13 protein-coding genes and 1 pseudogene are annotated in these 17,675 nt (G+C 71.3%); 11 read left to right on the top strand and 3 right to left on the bottom strand.

Going from position 1 to position 17,675, the window contains the following annotated elements; all coding sequences use genetic code 11:
• The 3 genes and pseudogenes from ABGB12_RS30975 to ABGB12_RS30965 form a co-directional block, all read left to right on the top strand.
• A pseudogene (locus tag ABGB12_RS30975) lies at nucleotides 1–524 on the top strand (fibronectin type III domain-containing protein); the annotation flags it as partial.
• Nucleotides 525–555: 31 nt separating this feature from the next.
• Nucleotides 556–1,569, top strand: a complete 1,014-nt coding sequence (locus ABGB12_RS30970; RefSeq protein ID WP_347683366.1) for a cupin-like domain-containing protein — start codon at nucleotides 556–558, stop codon at nucleotides 1,567–1,569.
• A gap of 11 nt (nucleotides 1,570–1,580) precedes the next feature.
• Complete coding sequence (locus ABGB12_RS30965) at nucleotides 1,581–2,816, top strand: hypothetical protein (RefSeq protein ID WP_347683364.1); 1,236 nt, start codon at nucleotides 1,581–1,583, stop codon at nucleotides 2,814–2,816.
• Here ABGB12_RS30965 and ABGB12_RS30960 read toward each other — a convergent pair.
• Complete coding sequence (locus ABGB12_RS30960; protein WP_347683363.1) at nucleotides 2,752–4,350, bottom strand: phospholipid carrier-dependent glycosyltransferase; 1,599 nt, start codon at nucleotides 4,348–4,350, stop codon at nucleotides 2,752–2,754. The two genes, ABGB12_RS30965 and ABGB12_RS30960, sit on opposite strands and share 65 nt — an antisense overlap.
• A 166-nt stretch (nucleotides 4,351–4,516) precedes the next feature.
• Between ABGB12_RS30960 and ABGB12_RS30955 the strand changes: the two genes are divergently transcribed.
• From ABGB12_RS30955 to ABGB12_RS30945, 3 genes are all read left to right on the top strand, one after another.
• Nucleotides 4,517–5,461, top strand: a complete 945-nt coding sequence (locus tag ABGB12_RS30955) for a hypothetical protein (protein ID WP_347683362.1) — start codon at nucleotides 4,517–4,519, stop codon at nucleotides 5,459–5,461.
• A gap of 10 nt (nucleotides 5,462–5,471) precedes the next feature.
• A complete protein-coding gene (locus ABGB12_RS30950) occupies nucleotides 5,472–6,353 on the top strand; it encodes an amidohydrolase family protein (RefSeq protein ID WP_347683360.1) in 882 nt (293 codons plus the stop codon).
• 162 nt (nucleotides 6,354–6,515) lie between these two features.
• Nucleotides 6,516–9,953 (top strand): bifunctional glycosyltransferase family 2 protein/CDP-glycerol:glycerophosphate glycerophosphotransferase, encoded by a 3,438-nt coding sequence (locus ABGB12_RS30945; protein ID WP_347683358.1) that lies wholly within the window; start codon nucleotides 6,516–6,518, stop codon nucleotides 9,951–9,953.
• On the opposite strand, the gene ABGB12_RS30940 is transcribed toward ABGB12_RS30945, so the two are convergent.
• The gene (locus ABGB12_RS30940; protein WP_347683356.1) at nucleotides 9,875–10,444 is read right to left on the bottom strand and encodes a hypothetical protein; all 570 of its coding nucleotides are present in this window, start codon (nucleotides 10,442–10,444) and stop codon (nucleotides 9,875–9,877) included. The two genes, ABGB12_RS30945 and ABGB12_RS30940, sit on opposite strands and share 79 nt — an antisense overlap.
• Before the next feature lie 95 nt (nucleotides 10,445–10,539).
• The gene (locus ABGB12_RS30935) at nucleotides 10,540–10,749 is read right to left on the bottom strand and encodes an EF-hand domain-containing protein (protein ID WP_347683354.1); all 210 of its coding nucleotides are present in this window, start codon (nucleotides 10,747–10,749) and stop codon (nucleotides 10,540–10,542) included.
• 212 nt (nucleotides 10,750–10,961) lie between these two features.
• Here ABGB12_RS30935 and ABGB12_RS30930 point away from each other — a divergent pair, with 212 nt between their 5' ends.
• The 5 genes from ABGB12_RS30930 to ABGB12_RS30910 all read left to right on the top strand — a co-directional run bounded on the left by ABGB12_RS30930 (nucleotide 10,962) and on the right by ABGB12_RS30910 (nucleotide 17,651).
• Nucleotides 10,962–12,554, top strand: a complete 1,593-nt coding sequence (locus ABGB12_RS30930) for an acyl-CoA synthetase (protein WP_347683352.1) — start codon at nucleotides 10,962–10,964, stop codon at nucleotides 12,552–12,554.
• Nucleotides 12,555–12,659: 105 nt separating this feature from the next.
• Nucleotides 12,660–13,307 carry a TetR/AcrR family transcriptional regulator gene (locus ABGB12_RS30925; RefSeq protein WP_347683350.1) on the top strand — a complete coding sequence of 216 codons (648 nt, stop codon included), beginning with the start codon at nucleotides 12,660–12,662 and terminating at the stop codon, nucleotides 13,305–13,307.
• Between the two features lie 10 nt (nucleotides 13,308–13,317).
• Entirely contained in the window at nucleotides 13,318–15,051 is a 1,734-nt protein-coding gene (locus ABGB12_RS30920) for an ABC transporter ATP-binding protein (protein WP_347683348.1), read from the top strand.
• Nucleotides 15,048–17,027: an ABC transporter ATP-binding protein gene (locus tag ABGB12_RS30915; RefSeq protein WP_347683346.1), complete on the top strand. Its 1,980-nt coding sequence runs from the start codon at nucleotides 15,048–15,050 to the stop codon at nucleotides 17,025–17,027. The genes ABGB12_RS30920 and ABGB12_RS30915 overlap by 4 nt, the downstream gene beginning before the upstream one ends.
• A gap of 171 nt (nucleotides 17,028–17,198) precedes the next feature.
• Nucleotides 17,199–17,651: a MarR family transcriptional regulator gene (locus ABGB12_RS30910; RefSeq protein ID WP_347683344.1), complete on the top strand. Its 453-nt coding sequence runs from the start codon at nucleotides 17,199–17,201 to the stop codon at nucleotides 17,649–17,651.
• Nucleotides 17,652–17,675: the final 24 nt, after the last annotated feature.

The following is a 17,675-nucleotide window of genomic DNA, read 5'->3' as shown; positions in this document are numbered from 1 at the left end:
CTCCCACGCCCACACCAACACCAACGCCGCCCGGCGGAACGACGCCCTACTCCGTGAAGCTGAAGGGCTCCACCTTCATCAAGCGCGCCAACGGCTCCGTGCCGCTGTCCGGCAGGCTCCAGGCGCACTTCGATCCGAGGACGAAGCACTACGCCGGACGGCTGTCGCTGCATTCCGCGACCGGAAGGTTCAAGGTGCTGGGCGTCCTCCCGGTGCGGGCCAGGGTCGTCTTCGAGCCGAAGGGCGACACCACCGGCGCGTTCAAGAAGGGCGTGCTCACCTCCCGTTCGAGACTCCACGTGAAGGTCACCGAGCTCAAGCTGTACGGCATCCCGTTCGGCGGCGGCGCGGACTGCCGCACGTACTCCCCCGCCGAGATCAACCTCAGATCGAAGAGGAAGGGCACCGTGCTCACCGGGCGGTACTACCTGCCCCCGCTGCACGACTGCGGCCCGCTCACCCCGCTGGTCAACACGATGACCGCGGGTTCGGGGAACACCGTCGAGCTGCGCCCGAAGGCCTGAGGCCCCGGCACCCGAAGAAGAAAGGCCCCTGATGTCCTCACCGACGCCCTCGCGGGACGACTGGCGGCGCTGGATCGCCGAGAACCTGCTGCTGGAGACACCGCCGAACGCCCTGCACGCCAAGCTCGTCGAGCAGGGCTTCTCCTCCGAAGAGGCGGTGCGCGAACTCGAGGCCGCGCTGAGCAACCCCTATCTGGTGGGCGCCACCCGGATGCGCAACCGGCTGTCCAAACGGGAGTGGACGTTGTCGGTCCTCTCCCAGCTCAACCGGATGCGGTCGGGGAGCACGGCCGTACCCCGGCGGGAGCTGCTCTCCCGCGACGAGTTCTTCGAGGAGTACTACTTCCAGAACCGGCCCGTCGTCATCACCGGTCGGCTCGCGTCCTGGCCCGCCCTGGCGAAGTGGGGCCTCGGCCACTTCCGCGCCGAGTACGGCGACCGCGAGGTCGAGGTGCAGTTCGGCCGCGACTCCGACCCCGAGTTCGAGATCAACCGGGAGAAGCACGTCCGGACCATGCTCTTCGGCGACTACGTCGACCTGATCGAGCGGTCGGGACGGACCAACGACTTCTACATGACGGCCAACAACACCGGGGTGAACCGGGAGGCGCTGGCCGGCCTGTGGGACGACATCGAGACCGTCACCGAGTACCTCGATCCGGACTCGCCCGACACCGGGTTCTTCTGGCTCGGCCCGGCCGGCACGAAGACCCCCTTCCACCACGACCTGACCAACAACTTCATGGCCCAGGTCGTCGGCCGCAAGAAGGTCAAGCTCATCCCCATGACCGAGACCGCGCACGTCTACAACCACTTCCACTGCTACTCGCGGGTCGACGGGAGCGGCGTCGACTACGAGCGGCACCCGGCGATGCGCGAGGCCTCCGTCGTGGAGTGCGTCATCGGCCCCGGGGACCTGCTGTTCATCCCCATCGGCTGGTGGCACTACGTCGAGGGCCTCGACGTCTCGTCGACCATGAGCTTCATCAACTTCCGCGAGCGCAACGACTTCTCCCGCACGTACCGCACCTACCACGACCTGTGAAAGGACCCTCCATGCCGACGCGCGGCGCCTCCCTGCCCGCGGCACTCCCCTTCCTGCTCGGCCTGCTCGCGCCGGCGGCCGTCCCCGTCGTCCTGGCCGTCCCCGCGCGGGCGGCCGGGCCCTCCATCTCCCCGGCGGACGGCTCGACCGTCACCGCCCGCACCGTCACCATCCGGGTGCGGGCTCCGGAGAGCGGCGGGCGGCTGCTGGTGGACGGGGTGGTGCGCGACGCGGGCGGCGACCGGGAACTGACGTACACCCTGGACGGCCGGACGGTGCCCAACGGCACGCACCAGGTGCGGTTCGACGCCCTGGACGGCGACGACAGCGAGAGCACGTTCCGGATGGCGGCGCGGCCCGCGGCCCCCACCGGGGTGCGGGCCTCGGTGTCGGGCCGGACCGTCACGGTCGTCTGGGACGCCAACACCGAGCCCGACATCACCGGCTACGAGGTGAGCAGCGAGCGCGGCGGAGCCTCCACCGGCCCCTGCTCCGGCACCTGCCGCGCGTCCTTCGACGTCCCGGCCTCTGCGTCCGGAGCGCTGGCCGTCGGGGTGGAGGCCGAGCGGGCGGGCGCGACCCTGTCCTCCCCCACGTCCTACAACTTCGTGGACCTGGACGTCCCGGCGCCCGCGCCGCAGCCGCAGCCGCAGGAACCGGCGCCGCAGCCCGAACCCGACCCGGAGGAGCCCTCCGCCGAGCCCGAGGCCGAGCAGCCGGATCCGACTCCGAGCGGCTCGGACAAGCCGAAGCCGTCCGATGACGAGAGCACCGCGCCCGCCGCTTCGAACGGCGCCGACGACCCGTCAGGCCCGGCCCCCGGAGGTACCACGCCGGCTCCGTCGGCCTCGCTTCCGAACTGGCTCGGGCCCCTGGCCGGGGACCCGAGCAGTCCTCCCGCGCAGAACCCTGATCTCGGCCTGCTGCCGTCGCTGCCCACGGTCGCGCCCTCCGTCCCGGCCTCGCCTCCCGCGCTCGGCCTGGTGTCCGGGCGCGACCCCCTGCTGCCCGCGCTGGACGAGCATTCCGCGAGGGGCGTCGCCGTCGGCGGGGTGCTGCTGCTGTCGCTGACGCACCTGGGTCTGTGGTCGCGCCGCCGCCGGCTGGCCGCATTCGCCCCTTCCGTCCCGCCGACCGCCCACGAGCGGGTCGCCGCGGAGCGCGACGCCATCGAGAGCGCCGTCAGATCCAGCTCGGAAGCCACATCCGGGCGTGCCAGGCGTCGTAGGGAACGACGTCGGCGGTGAGGACCGGGTAGAAGTACCAGAAGTTCCACGCGACCATCCCGAGGTAGGCGGCTCCCACCAGGGACACCGGGATCCGGAGCGCCGGACGGTCGCGCGCCGCCTCCAGCGCCTTGGCGAACAGCAGCACCAGCGCCAGGGCCGCGAAGGGCAGCATCGGGAGCGCGTAGGTGGAGAACATGACGCGTCCTTCGGCCGCCGACGGCAGCCACGGCAGGAAACCCGCCAGGCAACCCCACAGGACGGCTCCGGCCCGCCAGTCCCAGGAGCGGATCATCAGCACGAACAGGACGGCCAGGGCCAGGAGCGCCGCCCACCAGATCGCCGGGGTGCCGAGGTCCGTCACGCTGGTGACGCACTGGTCCGCCGGCGTGCAGCCCTCCCGCCCGCCCTGGTGGATCCGGAAGTGCATCCCGGCGGGACGCCCCAGGTAGAGCCACTCCCACGGCCAGGACTGCGCGGGATGGGAGCCGGTGACGCCGCGATGGAACTCCAGGACCTCCGCGTGCCGGTGCCACAGCGAGCGCAGCGGGTCGAGGAATCCAGGCCAGAAGCCGCTGGGGTGCGTCTCGGCCCACAGCCGGCCCGCGCCGGGGAGCGTCCGGCCGAACAGCCGTTCCTGCAGTCCGGTGCCGGACACGAACCAGCCCCACCATCCGGCCGTGTACGTCGCCAGCGCGACCGCCCACACCGTCAGCAGGGACGGCGCCGCGTCCAGCAGCAGGGTGCCGGTCCAGGGCCGGGACGCCCCGGCCCGCGCCCGCGCGCTCCGGTCCCACAGCAGCGCCAGCGCCCAGAAGAACACCAGCGCGTACAGCCCCGCCCACTTGGTGCAGCACGCCAGGCCGAGGCAGACGGCCGCCGCGATCCGCCACGGCCGCCACAGGAACGGCCCGAACCCTCCCGGCCCGGTGCGGGCCTCCAGCGCCTCGCGGGTGCGGTCGCGGTCGACGACGAGGCAGCCGAAGCCCGCGACGATGAACAGGGCGAGGAAGACATCGAGCATCGAGACGCGGGAGGCCACCAGCCAGGAGCCGTCCAGCGCGACCAGCAGCCCGGCGGCGCAGCCCAGGAGCGTCGAGCCGAACACGCGCCGGGCGGTGCGGGCGACGATGAGGACGATCAGCACCCCGGCCAGGCCTGCGGCGACCCGCCACCCGAACGGGTCCATGCCGAAGACCGCGACGCCCAGGGCGATCAGCCATTTGCCCAGCGGCGGGTGGACGGCGTATCCGGCCGTGCCCTGCCGCAGGCCCGCCTCGGGGTTCCCGGCCATGACGAGGCCGTTGGCGGGCTGCCCGCCCGGCTGGTCCCGCCAGGCCAGCTCGACGCCGGAGTGCAGCAGCGCCCAGGCGTCCTTGGCGTAGTACGTCTCGTCCCACATCAGCTCGTGCGGGTCGCCCAGCCGGACGAACACCACCGTGAAGGCGTACGCCGCGACGAGCAGCGGCCCCAGCCACCCCCAGTCGAACGCGTCGGCCAGGCGCCTCGCCCGGCCTTCCCGCCGTTCTTCCCGATCGATCATCACGGTCGCCACGTGCCCTCGCCTTCCGGACTGTTCGGTGCGCCCGAAGCGTAGGGAGGTTCGCGGAGGAAGGGACCGCTCTGCGGCGCGGAGTCGTCCGCCGAAGATGTGTGGGAAGTACATTCCCGCCGTTACGTTCCGGGGTCTCGCCATGCTTGATCACCACTAGGGTTCTCCCGTGACGCTTGCGGGATATGAGGAGATCACCGAACTCTGTGCCGGGGCCCGGGGCCGGGTGGTGCTGGCCCGGCATCTCGCCTCGGGCGAGCAGGCCGTCGTCCGCCATGTGGCGGCGCGCTTCGATGAGCTGCGCGGGGAGGCCGAGGTGCTCGCGGGGCTCGGCGCGCCGGGCGTGGTCGGTGTGCGGGGCTTCCAGAGCGCTCCGGACGGAGGCGCCCTGATCCTGGACCCCGTGGAGGGGGTGGACCTGCACACCCTGCTCGGCCGGTACCGGGTCCTGGCCCCGGAGGCCGCGCTGCGTGTGCTGAAGGACTCCCTCCTGGCGCTGGGCGCCGTGCACGGGGCGGGCGTCCTGCACCGGGACTACCGGCCCGTCGCGGTCGTCGTCCAGCCCGACGGGACGACCCGGCTCACCGACTTCGGCGTGACCAGGCCGGACGGCCCGGACGGCGCCCCGGCGGCACCGGACTACCCCGCGCCCGAGCAGCGGACGGGCTCCCCCGCGGACCCCTTCACCGACGTCTACGCCGCCACGGCCGTCTTCGCCGAGTGCCTGACCGGTGACGGCGGCGACCGCCCCCTGCCCGAGGAGCTCCGCCCCCTGGTCCGCCGGGGGATGGCCGCCCGGCCCGAGGACCGCCCGGGGAGCGCGCTGGAGTTCGCCGCGGAACTGGAGGAGACGGCCGTCGCCGCGTACGGGCCGGACTGGGAGCGGCTCGGCACCGTCGCCCTGGCCGGGGCCGTCACGGGAATGCCCCCGGCACCCGACCCCGTACGGGCCGCTTCCCCGCCCGCGGTCTCCGCGCCTCCGCCGCCCGCTCCCGAGGCGGCGCGGCGCGGCCGGCTCTCCCGGCTGGGCGGGCTCAGGACGCTCGTCGCGGTGCTCGTGGGCGTCCTCGTGGGGCTGGCCGCCGCGCTCCTGGGCACCGGCGTCCTGACCTAAGCTGACCGGCATGCGGGAAGCCGAACGGGTCCGAAAGTTCTGGCAGGGTCTGGGACTGCCGGGGATCATCGACGTCCACACCCATTTCATGCCGAAGCGGGTGCTGGACAAGGTGTGGGCGTACTTCGACTCGGCGGGCCCGATGACCGGGCGGGAATGGCCGATCGCCTACCGGACGGACGAGGAGGAGCGCCTGGCCACCCTGCGGGAGTTCGGCGTCCGGGCGTTCACCTCGATGCTCTACCCGCACAAACCCGGCATGGCCGCCTGGCTGAACGCCTGGGCCGCGGACTTCGCCGCCCGCACCCCCGACTGCCTGCGGACGGCGACGTTCTTCCCCGAGCCCGAGGCCGCCGACTACGTCGCCGACGCCGTAGCCACCGGGGCGCGGGTGTTCAAGGCCCATCTCCAGGTAGGCGGATACGATCCGCGCGACGAGTTGCTGGACCCCGTCTGGGGCCTGCTGGCCGAGGCAGGGGTCCCGGTGGTCACGCACTGCGGATCCGGCCCGGCCCCCGGGGCCTTCACCGGTCCCGGGCCGATCGGCGAGGTGCTGCGGCGGCATCCCCGGCTCCGGCTGATCATCGCCCACATGGGCTCCCCGGAGTACTCGGACTTCCTCGACCTGGCCGACCGGTACGGCGGGCTGACGCTGGACACCACGATGTCCTTCACCGACTTCTCCGAGGCGGAGGCCCCCTTCCCCCGCGCTGAGCTCCCCCGGCTGGACGACCTGCGGGAACGCGTCCTGTTCGGCTCCGACTTCCCGAACATCCCTTACTCCTACGCGCACGCCCTGGAGTGCCTGGTCGCGTTCGCCCCGGACGAGGAGTGGCTGCGCGCGGTCTGCCACGGCAACGCCGCCCGGCTGTTCGGCCTCCCCGTCGGCTGAGGCTCGAACAACCGCAACGGAACCGAGATTTCGTTCGTCCTTCACCGGCGGGAACCTCGCGCTTAATATCGCGATAAAGCGGTTAGCAGCAGGTTTTCCCTGTTCCCACCCCTCGTCTCACCGCCTCTCCTATCGGTGTTCCTGGACGAGAGGTGTTCCCCTTTGCCCGAACTCAGCGTCGTCGTCCCCTTCCACAACGTGGCCGAGTACCTGGACGCCTGCCTGTCCTCCCTCGCCGCCCAGACGGTGCGGGACCTGGAAGTGATCATGGTCGACGACGGCTCCACCGACGGCGGCGAGCGCGTCGCCGAGGCGTGGACCGCGCGGGACGAGCGGTTCGTCCTGCTCCGCCGGCCCCGGGGCGGACCCGGCGCGGCCCGCAACGCCGGGGTCGACCGGGCCCGCGGCGCCTTCCTGGCCTTCGCCGACGGCGACGACGTCGTCCCTCCCGACGCCTACGACCTCATGCTGCGGACACTCGAGCGCACCGGCTCCGACCTGGTGTCCGGCGGCGTCCAGCGCATCGGCGCTTACGGCACCAAACCCTCCCACCTGCACGCCCGCGCCATCACCGCCGAACGCCTCGGCACCCACATCAGCCGTACACCCGGCCTGCTCTACGACGTGACGATGTGGAACAAGGTGATCCGCCGGAGCCTGTGGGACCGGCACGCGCTGCGCTTCCCCGAAGGCGTCCTGTACGAGGACATCCAGCTGGCCGTCCGGCTGCACTGCCTGGCCCGCAAGGTCGACGTCATCACCGAGCCGATCTACCTGTGGCGGGAGCGGACGGGCGGCAACCCGTCCATCACCCAGCGGCGCGACATGCCGGAGAACCTCCGCGACCGGATCTCGGCGCTGCTGAACATCGACTCCTTCCTCAAGGAGCACGCCCCGCGCAGGTTGCGCCGCGCCCACCACCTCAAGGCGCTCACCAACGACCTTCCGCTGTACTTCAAGGAACTGCACCGGGTCGACGACGACTACCGGGAGCTGTTCCTGGAACACGTCAACGCCTACCTGGACGGGGTACCGGAACGCGCCTACCGCAGACTGCCGGCGGCGCAGAAGCTCCGCTTCCACCTCGCCCGGACCCGCCGCATGGACGCGCTGCTGGACCTCCTGGCCTGGGAACGCGACCTCAAGCCCGGCGCGCTCCCCGTCGTGCGGGAACACCTGCGCCTGTACGCCGACCTGCCGTTCCGCGACGACCCTTCCATCCCGTCCCGGGTGTTCCGGCTCACCCCGTCCGAGACCCGCCCCGTCACCCGCGTGGACGAGGTCGCCTGGCAGGACGGGCGGCTGCGGCTCGCCGGACGCGCCTACGTGCCCTACCGCGACCTGGACGACCGCCGCCACACCTCCAAGTTCCTCGTCCTGCGCTCCCCCGGCAGGCCGCCCAAGCTGATCCGGATGCGCAGCGAACCGCACCCCGACGCCACCGCCCGCTCCGGCCAGGACCGCTACGTCTACGACTGGTCGGGGTTCTCCTGCACGATCGACCCCCGGCGGCTGAAAGGCGAGTGGCGCTGCCACGTGGTGGTGCGCGGCCACGGCCTGGTGCGTTCGGCACCGCTGACCGTACCGGTGCGCGGCCGCCCGCAGCGCCCCCCGTACGCCGAGCTGAGCCACGACACCCGCATGGTGACCCGCTGGTCGGGCGACCAGCTGTGCGTCTCGGTCCTGCCGCTGCGGGTCATCGCCACCGGCTTCCGCCGCGACGGCGACGAGCTGGAGCTCACCACCCGCCTCGCCGCCCCGGCCGGGCACGCCGAGCTGCTCGTCAAACGGGGCGCGACCGCCCACACGCTGCCCGCCGAGGTCTCCGGCCGCGGCTGCTCGGCGCGGATCCCGCTGGACCTGCTCATCGACACCGACAGCGCCGACGACTACGTCTCCTGGGAGACCTACCTGCGGCTGGACGGCGGCGAGCCGATCCGCGTCGCGGTCACCGACCGGCTCCCCGAGCAGCGCTACCCCTACCGGGCCCGCGAGGTCGCGGTGCTGCACACCCGCGACGGGAACCTGTCGATCGCCGAGCGCACCTTCCGGCCCGTCATCGAGACCGAGGAGTGGACCGAGGACGGCGCCCTCGTCCTGCGCGGCACCTACCTCGGCCCCGGCGAGCTGGTGACGGTGCTGCGCCGCCGCGGCACGGGCGACCTGCACACCTTCCCCTTCACCCAGGACGGCGACCGGTTCGAGGTGCGGCTGGCGCTGCGCGAGGCCGAGGCGTTCGGGCGGAAGGCGCCGCTGCTGGACGGCACCTGGGACATCACCGTCCGGGAGGCCGCGCCGCACGAGGACCGGCTGATCTACACCAAGTTCGACCACGCCCACCTGCCGAGCCTGGCCGAGAAGCCCGTCCTCCTCGACGGCAAGCGGCTGCGCTTCCTGTGCTCGCAGTTCGACACCCCGGTCATCGAGGTGGCGGCCGACTCCCGCCCGGACGAGCGCGGCGCCTACGCCCAGCGCGTCCTGCAGGAGCGGTTCTACCCGCTGCACCGGAGCCTCCGGATGCGCGACCAGCTGGTCTTCGTCAGCTGGAAGGGCAAGCAGTGCTCCGACAACCCGCGGGCGATCGCCGACGAGCTGCGCCGCCGCGGCGACGACCGCGAGCACATCTGGGTCGTCCGGGACACCGCGATCGCCGCCCCCGAGGGCGCGACCGTCGTCCGGCAGTGGAGCCGGGGCTACTACAAGGCGCTGGCGCGCTCGAAGTACGTCATCGCCAACGACGACATGCCCGCCTCCTACGTCAAACGCGAAGGCCAGACCTACCTGCAGACCTGGCACGGCACCCCGCTGAAGAAGATCGGCTTCGACATAGGCCAGGTCAAGTTCGCCAGCGGCAGCGGCTACCTCGACCACCTGGAGCGCGACGTCGCCAAGTGGGACCTGATGCTCTCGCCCAACCCCTTCAGCACCCCGATCCTGCGCCGCGCCTTCCGCTTCGGGGGCGACATCCTGGAGACGGGCTACCCGCGCAACGACCTGCTGCACTCCCCCCTGGCCTCCGAGCACGCGGCGCGCGTCCGGGCCCGGCTGGGCATCCCCGGTGACAAGCGGGTGGTCCTGTACGCGCCGACCTGGCGGGACGACCAGTTCTACGCGGGCGGCCGGTACCGGTTCGACCAGCGGCTGGACCTGCTGCGGGCGCGCAAGGAGCTGGGACACGACCACGTGTTCCTCGTCCGCGGCCACCACCTCATCGCCGACGACCTCTACGACCCGTCCTACGGCGACTTCGTCAGGAACGTCACGGCCTACCCGGACATCACCGACCTGTATCTGATCTCCGACGTCCTCATCACCGACTACTCCTCGGCGATGTTCGACTTCGCGGGCACGGGACGCCCGATGCTCTTCTTCACCTACGACCTGGAGACCTACCGCGACCAGCTCCGCGGGTTCTACTTCGACTTCGCCGAGCGCGCCCCCGGACCGCTGCTGGCCACCTCGGACGAGGTGCTGGAGACCCTGCAGAACCTGGACCCGGTGGTGTCGGAGTACGCCCCCGCCTACCGGCGGTTCGCCACCGAGTTCCACCCGCTCGACGACGGGCTCTCCTCCGCGAGGGCGGCCGACCTCCTCTGCTGAGCCAGGCGGACGGCCCGCAGGACCAAAAGGGCGCTCCGCAGGGCCAGGAGGACGAGCAGGCGCCGCACCGTGCGCGGCCACTGGACGGGCCGCCGTTCCGGCTTCCGCCGGGACGGCGGCGCCGCCGTGTGGCGGGCCCAGACGGCGAGCTGGAACGGGATCGTCGTCAGATAGGAGCAGACGAGGACCATCGGCGCGGGAGACCCGTACGCGCCGCTGCGGCCCCACAGCTCCTCGGCGACCAGCAGCAGGTAGAGCAGCCCGAGGCCCCACCCCGGCCAGCACCAGCCCCAGTCCGCCGCGCAGTGCAGCAGGACGATGGCCACCGCCACCAGGAAGCAGCCGGACAGGACCAGGACCGCCATCCAGGCGAGGAACCCCGCGCCCTCGGCCCGCATCACGTCACCCAGCAGGGTGAGGCACAGCAGGACGTCCAGCAGCGCGGTGGCCAGCCCGCCCACCGCGATCGCGATCGCCCCGACCCGACGCATCACTCCCCTCTCCGGGAGTGATCGTGCCGGGGGCCGCGCCGGGTGACCAGCGGCGACGCCGAAGGTTTAACTCCTCTTGGGGAGGATCAGGGCCTTCAGGCGAGGAAGTCGATGAACTCCTCCAGAGAGATCAGCCCGTCGTCGTCGGTGTCGGCCTTGGAGAAGATCAGCTCCATCTCCTCCGGCGTGATGGGCGTCCCGTTGCGCTCGTACAGCCGCGCCAGCTCCGCCGGCGAGATCAGCCCGTCCCCGTTGGTGTCCACCACCGGGAACGACTCCCTGGCCTGCTCTTCACTCATTCCCATCGAGCTTCCCCTTCCCAGCGTCCGGACGCCTCCGAGCTCGCCCGTTCCAAGCTCAACTTAGCGTGCCGCGTATCGGCACGGCGCCTCCAGAAGGCCTTAACCACCGGTAACGCCTTGACATGCCCTGAGGACAAAGAAACTCCATAAGCAAGGACTTACCTGGCGGAGTGCCAGCGGGTTAGGTTGAGATCCCTCGTCGGAAGGATCCAAAGATGTCGTCCTTCAATCTCGCCGACCTGTTCGAGATCGTCGCCGACGCCGTCCCCGACCGGCTCGCGCTGGTCGCCGGAGACGTCCGCCTCACCTTCGCCGAACTGGACGCCCGTGCCAACAGGGTCGCGGCGGTCCTCGCCGAGGCCGGGGTCGGGCCCGGAGACCGCGTGTCGATCCTCTCGGTCAACCGCGCCGAATGGCTGGAGACCCAGCTCGCCGTCTTCAAGCTCCGCGCGGCGCCGGTGAACGTCAACTACCGCTACACCGCCGGCGAGCTCGCCCATGTGATCGGCGACTCGGGCAGCTGTGCGCTGGTCGGCGAACGCGGCCCGGTCTCCCGGCTCGGATCCGCCCGGGACCGGCTGCCGGACCTGCGCCTCGTGCTGGTGCTCGAGGACGGGGAGGACGCGGAGGTCCCCGGGGCCGTCGGCTACGAGGAGGCGCTGGCCTCGGCGTCCCCCGAGAGGGTTCCCGCGGAACGGTCCGGAGACGACCTCTTCCTGCTCTACACCGGAGGCACCACCGGCCTGCCCAAGGGCGTCATGTGGCGCAGCGAGGACATCTTCTTCCAGGCCATGGGCGGCGGCAACATGGTCGGCGACCCGATCGAACGCCCCGAGCAGGCCGCGGAGAACGCGAAGGCGGGCGGGCTCACCATCATGTGCAACGCCCCGCTCATGCACGCCGCCGGCATCTGGGTGTCCTGGGCCTCCCTGATCTCCGGGTCGAAGCTGGTGCTGTGGTCGAAGCCGAGCTTCTCCGCCGCCGGGATCCTGGAGGTCGCCGCCCGGGAGGGCGCGCAGGTGATGACCACGATCGGCGACGCGATGGCCCGGCCGATCGCCGACCTGCTGGAGGCCGACCCCGGCGCCTACGACCTGTCGGCCCTGCTCGTCGTCGCCACCGGCGGCTCGGTCACCTCCCCCGACGTGAAGGACAGGCTGAGCCGCGCGCTGCCGTCCCTGATGATGATCCTGGACCCGATCGGCGGCTCGGAGACCGGCACCGCCGCGCGCGCGGTCGACCCGGGACCGGACGGCCTGCCCCGCTTCATGCCCCAGCCGGACGCGGCGGTGCTGGACGAGAAGCTGCGGCGGATCGAGCCGGGCTCGGACGAGATCGGGGTGTTCGCCCGCAGCGGGCGCATCCCGATCGGCTACTGGAACGACCCGGCGAAGACCGCCGCGACGTTCGTGACCGACGCGGACGGCGTCCGGTGGGCGCTGCAGGGCGACATGATGCGCGTCGACGCCGAGGGGCACATGGTCCTGCTCGGCCGGGGCTCGACCGTGGTGAACACCGGCGGGGAGAAGGTCTACGTCGAGGAGGTCGAGGGGGCGTTGAAGTCGCACCCGGCCGTCTACGACGCGCTGGTCGTGGGGGTGCCCGACGAGTTGCTGGGCCAGCGGGTGACCGCGGTCGTCTCGGTCTCCGCCCCGGTGACCGAGGAGGAGCTGCGCGAGCACTGCCGGGGGACGCTCGCCGGTTACAAGGTCCCCAAGCGGATCCACGTGGTGGACGAGGTGCGCCGTACTCCTTCGGGCAAGGCCGACTACCGCTGGGCGAAGGAGACCGCGACCGCACGGGACTGACCTCCGGCGTCCCGGCCCGCGCGACACGCATGATCTTGCGTGTCGCGCAGATTTTCCCTGAATAAAAAATTGCGTGATACGCAGTCAGCGCGTACGGTCTGCTGCGTGAACCTCAGGGAGCGCAAGAAAGAGGCGACCCGGCGGGCCCTGAGCCTCGCCGCGGTCGAACTCGCCCTGGAACACGGACCGGAGAACGTCCGGGTGGAGGACATCGCCGCGGCGGCCGGCGTCTCCCCCCGGACGTACAACAACTACTTCCCCAGCCGCGAGGCGGCGATCTGCGCGGTCCCGATCGCGCGCAACCAGCTGCTGGGAGAGCGGCTGCGGGCACGACCCGCCGAAGAGCCGCTGGACGAGGCCTGCGTCGGGGCCGTCCTGGAGCACTACCGGGACCAGAGCACACCCGACCAGAGGATCATGAAGATGATCTTCTGCAACCCGGCGCTGCACGGCGAGTTCCACCGCAACCACAAGGCGGCGACCGCACCGCTCGTCGAGGCCATCGCCGAGCGGTGCGGAGTCGACCCCGAACACGACCTCTTCCCCTCGCTGCTGGCGGCCACCCTGGGCACCGCCGTCCGTATCGCCACCCAGCACTGGCTGGAGCACGGCGCCGAACGCCGGTTCCCCGACGTGCTGCGAGAGGCGCTGCTGGGCGTCGCCCCCCTCGCCGCCGCCTACGACCGCCACCGATCCCTTTCCGACGACCGGGCCGCCTCCTCCGCTGAGCCCGACCGGTCCGACCACCCTTAGCGAGCCCCTTTTGCTGATCAGACTCGTCCGCGAGTTCCTGCGGCCCTACCGGAGAGACCTGGCGCTGCTGGTGGCGCTGCAGTTCCTCGCCACCCTCGCGATGCTCTACCTGCCGACCCTGAACGCCGACATCATCGACGACGGGGTGGTCACCGGCGACACCGGCACCATCCTGCGCCTCGGCGGGATCATGCTCGCGGTGTCCGTGGGCCAGATCCTGTGCTCCGTCGGCGCGATCTACTTCGCCTCGCGGACCGCCGGCTCGCTCGGCCGGGACCTGCGCTCGGCCCTGTTCGACCGGGTCCAGCGCTTCTCCGCCCGCGAGGTCGGCCAGTTCGGCACCCCGTCTCTCATCACCCGCACCACCAACGACGTGCAGCAGGTGCAGATGCTCACCCTCATGGCGATGACCATGGCGGTGACCGCGCCGATCATGGCGGTCGGCAGCATCCTCATGGCGCTGCGCCAGGACGTCCCGCTGTCGGCGCTGCTGCTGGTGGTGCTGCCGCTGCTGTCGGCCGCCGTGGCCTACGCGCTGTCCAAGATGCACCCGCTGTTCCGCACCATCCAGGAGCGGCTCGACCAGCTCAACCAGATCCTGCGCGAGCAGATCACCGGCGTCCGCGTGGTCCGCGCCTTCGTCCGCGAGGAGCAGGAGACCGCGCGGTTCGACCGGGCCAACGCCGAACTGATGGACGTCTCCCGGCGCGCCGGGAACTTCATGAGCCTGATCTTCCCCCTGGTGCTCGGGGTCGTGAACCTCGCCAGCGTCGCCGTCCTGTGGTTCGGCGGGCGGCGGATCGCGGACGGCGGCATGGAGATCGGCGCGCTCACCGCCTTCCTCAGCTACCTCATGCAGACGCTGATGTCGGTGATGATGACGACGTTCATGTTCATGATGGCGCCTCGCGCCTCGGTCTGCGCCGAACGCATCCGGGAGGTGCTGGACACCGACTCCAGCGTCGTCCCCCCGGCCGCCCCCGTCACCGAGACCACCGGGCACGGCACCCTGGAACTGCGGGACGTCGAGTTCCGCTACCCGGGCGCCGAGGAGCCGGTGCTGCAGGGGGTGAACCTCACCGCGCGGCCCGGCGAGACCGTCGCCATCATCGGGTCCACCGGCAGCGGCAAGACCACCCTGATCGGCCTCGTCCCCAGGCTGTTCGACGTCACCGGCGGCAGCGTCCTGGTCAACGGCGTGGACGTGCGGGAACTGGACCCGGCGAAGCTGTCGGACCTCATCGGGCTGGTCCCGCAGCGGCCCTACCTGTTCTCCGGGACCATCGCCTCCAACCTGCGCTACGGCCGGCCCGACGCCACGGACGAGGAACTGTGGCACGCGCTGGAGACCGCCCAGGCGAAGGACTTCGTGGAGCGCATGCCCGAGGGCCTGGACACCCCGGTCTCCCAGGGCGGCACCACCGTCTCCGGCGGCCAGCGCCAGCGCCTGTCCATCGCGCGGGCCCTGGTGCACCGGCCGGAGATCTACCTCTTCGACGACTCCTTCTCCGCACTCGACTACACCACCGACGCCCGGCTGCGCGCCGCGCTCGCCGCGCAGACCTCCGACGCCACCGTCCTCATCGTGGCCCAGCGGGTCAGCACGATCCGCCACGCCGACCGGATCGTGGTCCTCGACCACGGCCGCGTCGTGGGAACCGGCACGCACGACGAGCTGATGGCCGGCAACGAGACCTACCGGGAGATCGTCCTCTCCCAGCTCACCGAACAGGAGGCCGCGTGACCACGCCGAAACAGCCGGCTCCCGGCAAGCCCGGCGGCCCCGGCGGCCCCGGCGGAGCGCCCCGCGTGGGGCCCGGAGCCTGGATGGCGGGACCCTCGCTGGAGAAGTCCTCGGACTTCACCGGCTCGGCCAAACGGCTGCTGCGCAGCCTGCGGCCGGAACGCGCGCTGATCGTCACCGGGCTGGCGCTGACGGCGGTCAGCGTCGCGCTCACCGTGGCCGGGCCGAAGATCCTCGGCACGGCCACCGACCTGATCTTCAACGGGGCGATCTCCGCGAAGCTGCCCGCCGGCGCCGACAAGGAGCAGGTCGTCGCGGGACTGCGCGAGCGGGGCGACGACACCTTCGCCGACATGATCTCCTCGATGGACGTCGTCCCCGGCGAGGGCATCGACTTCGGCGCGGTCGGCAGGGTGCTGCTCGTCGCGCTCGCCGTCTACCTGGTCGCCAGCCTGCTGGCGGTGATCCAGGGCCGGGTGACCACCCGGGTCGTCCAGCAGGCGATGTACCGGCTGCGCCGGCAGGTGCAGGACAAACTCTCCCGGCTGCCGCTGAGCTACTTCGACAGGCAGCAGCGCGGCGAGGTGCTCAGCCGGGTCACCAACGACATCGACAACCTGTCGCAGAGCATGCAGCAGACGCTGAGCATGGCGGCGAACTCGCTGCTCACCATCGTCGGCGTGCTGGCGATGATGTTGTGGATCTCGCCGCTGCTGGCGCTGGTCGCCCTGGTCACGGTGCCGCTGTCCATGGTGGTCGCGGCGAAGATCGGCGCGCGTTCCAAGCCGCAGTTCATCCAGCAGTGGGCGAGCACCGGCAAGCTCAACGCGCACATCGAGGAGATGTACACCGGGCACACGCTGGTGTCGGTCTTCGGCCGCAGGGACGAGGCCGCCGAGACGTTCACCGAGCAGAACGACAAGCTGTACCAGGCCTCGTTCAAGGCCCAGTTCATCTCCGGGATGATCCAGCCCGCGATGATGTTCATCGGGAACGTCAACTACGTGCTGGTCGCGGTGATCGGCGGGCTGCGGGTCGCCAGCGGCTCCCTGTCCCTCGGCGACGTCCAGGCGTTCATCCAGTACTCGCGCCAGTTCACCCAGCCGCTCAGCCAGCTGGCGAGCATGGCGAACCTGGTGCAGTCCGGCGTCGCCTCGGCCGAGCGGGTCTTCGCCCTGCTGGACGCCGAGGAGCAGCGCCCGGACCCGGACGAGCCCGCGAAGCCGGAGCGGATCGAGGGCCGGGTCGCCTTCGAGCACGTGAACTTCTCCTACAAGGAGGACGAGCCGCTCATCGAGGACCTGTCCCTGACCGTCGAGCCGGGCCAGACCGTCGCGATCGTCGGCCCCACCGGCGCGGGCAAGACCACGCTGGTGAACCTGCTGATGCGCTTCTACGAGCTGAACGCAGGCCGCATCACGCTGGACGGCGTCGACATCGCCGAGATGAGCCGCGCCGACCTGCGCTCCCGCACCGGCATGGTGCTGCAGGACGCCTGGCTGTTCGGCGGCACCATCGCCGACAACATCGCCTACGGCAGGGCCGACGCCACCCGCGAGGAGGTCGTCGAGGCGGCCAGGGCCACCCAGGTCGACCCGTTCGTGCGGACCCTGCCGGACGGCTACGACACCGTCCTGGACGAGGAGGGCGGCACGGTCAGCGCGGGTGAGAAGCAGCTCATCACCATCGCCCGCGCCTTCCTGGCCGAACCCGCCATCCTCATCCTCGACGAGGCCACCAGCTCCGTCGACACCCGCACCGAGGTCCTCATCCAGCGGGCGATGCGCAGCCTCCGCCAGGGCCGCACCAGCTTCGTCATCGCCCACCGCCTGTCCACCATCCGCGACGCGGACCTCATCCTCGTCATGGAGAACGGCTCCATCGTCGAGCAGGGCACCCACGACGAACTGATCGAGGCCGGCGGCTCCTACCAGCGACTCTACGCCGCCCAGTTCGCCGAGGCCGTCACCACCTGACCCACCGCTCCCACACGACGAAACCGGCCGGGCCCTCCAGGGGCCCGGCCGGTTTCGCGTCCCGGCGAGACGCCGGGCGGACGGGCGACGAACGGCGCCTTGACCTCAACCTCGGTTGAAGTTCTACCGTGTTCATGCAGTCCAGCCGATCCGAAGGAGGCGTCAACGACCGTGAAGGAATACTCCCAAGAGCGCCTCGCCGCTCAGCCCGTCGGTTACTGGAGCGGCGAGGCATACCGCCTCGTGGTCGGACGCATCCGCGCCGACCTGGCCGTGGAGAACCTCACCCAGCCGCACTGGTGGACGCTCAACCACGTCGCCGGCGCCCCCGGCGTCTGGAGCCGCTCGAAGCTCACCGAGAAACTCGCCCCGTTCGACGACCTGGGCATCGATTTCAACGCCGTCTTCGACGACCTGGTCACCCGCGGTTGGCTGAGGGAGGACGCCGATGCCCTGACGCTGACCGAGGCCGGTGAGGCCGGGCGCCTACGCGCCAAGGACCGCAGCGCACGTGCGCTCGAGCAGATGCATGAAGGCATCGACAAAGCGGACTACGTCACGGCTCTCAACGTCCTGCGCCGTATGATCGCCAACCTGGGCGGTGACAGCGACCTTCCCGATTAGGACTGCGTTCGACGCAGATCTAGA

It is taken from the genome of Actinocorallia sp. B10E7 (assembly GCF_039871655.1).
GTDB lineage: Bacteria > Actinomycetota > Actinomycetes > Streptosporangiales > Streptosporangiaceae > Actinocorallia.
Note: the sequence above shows the minus strand (reverse complement) of the source record. Positions and strands in the feature narration are given on the sequence as shown.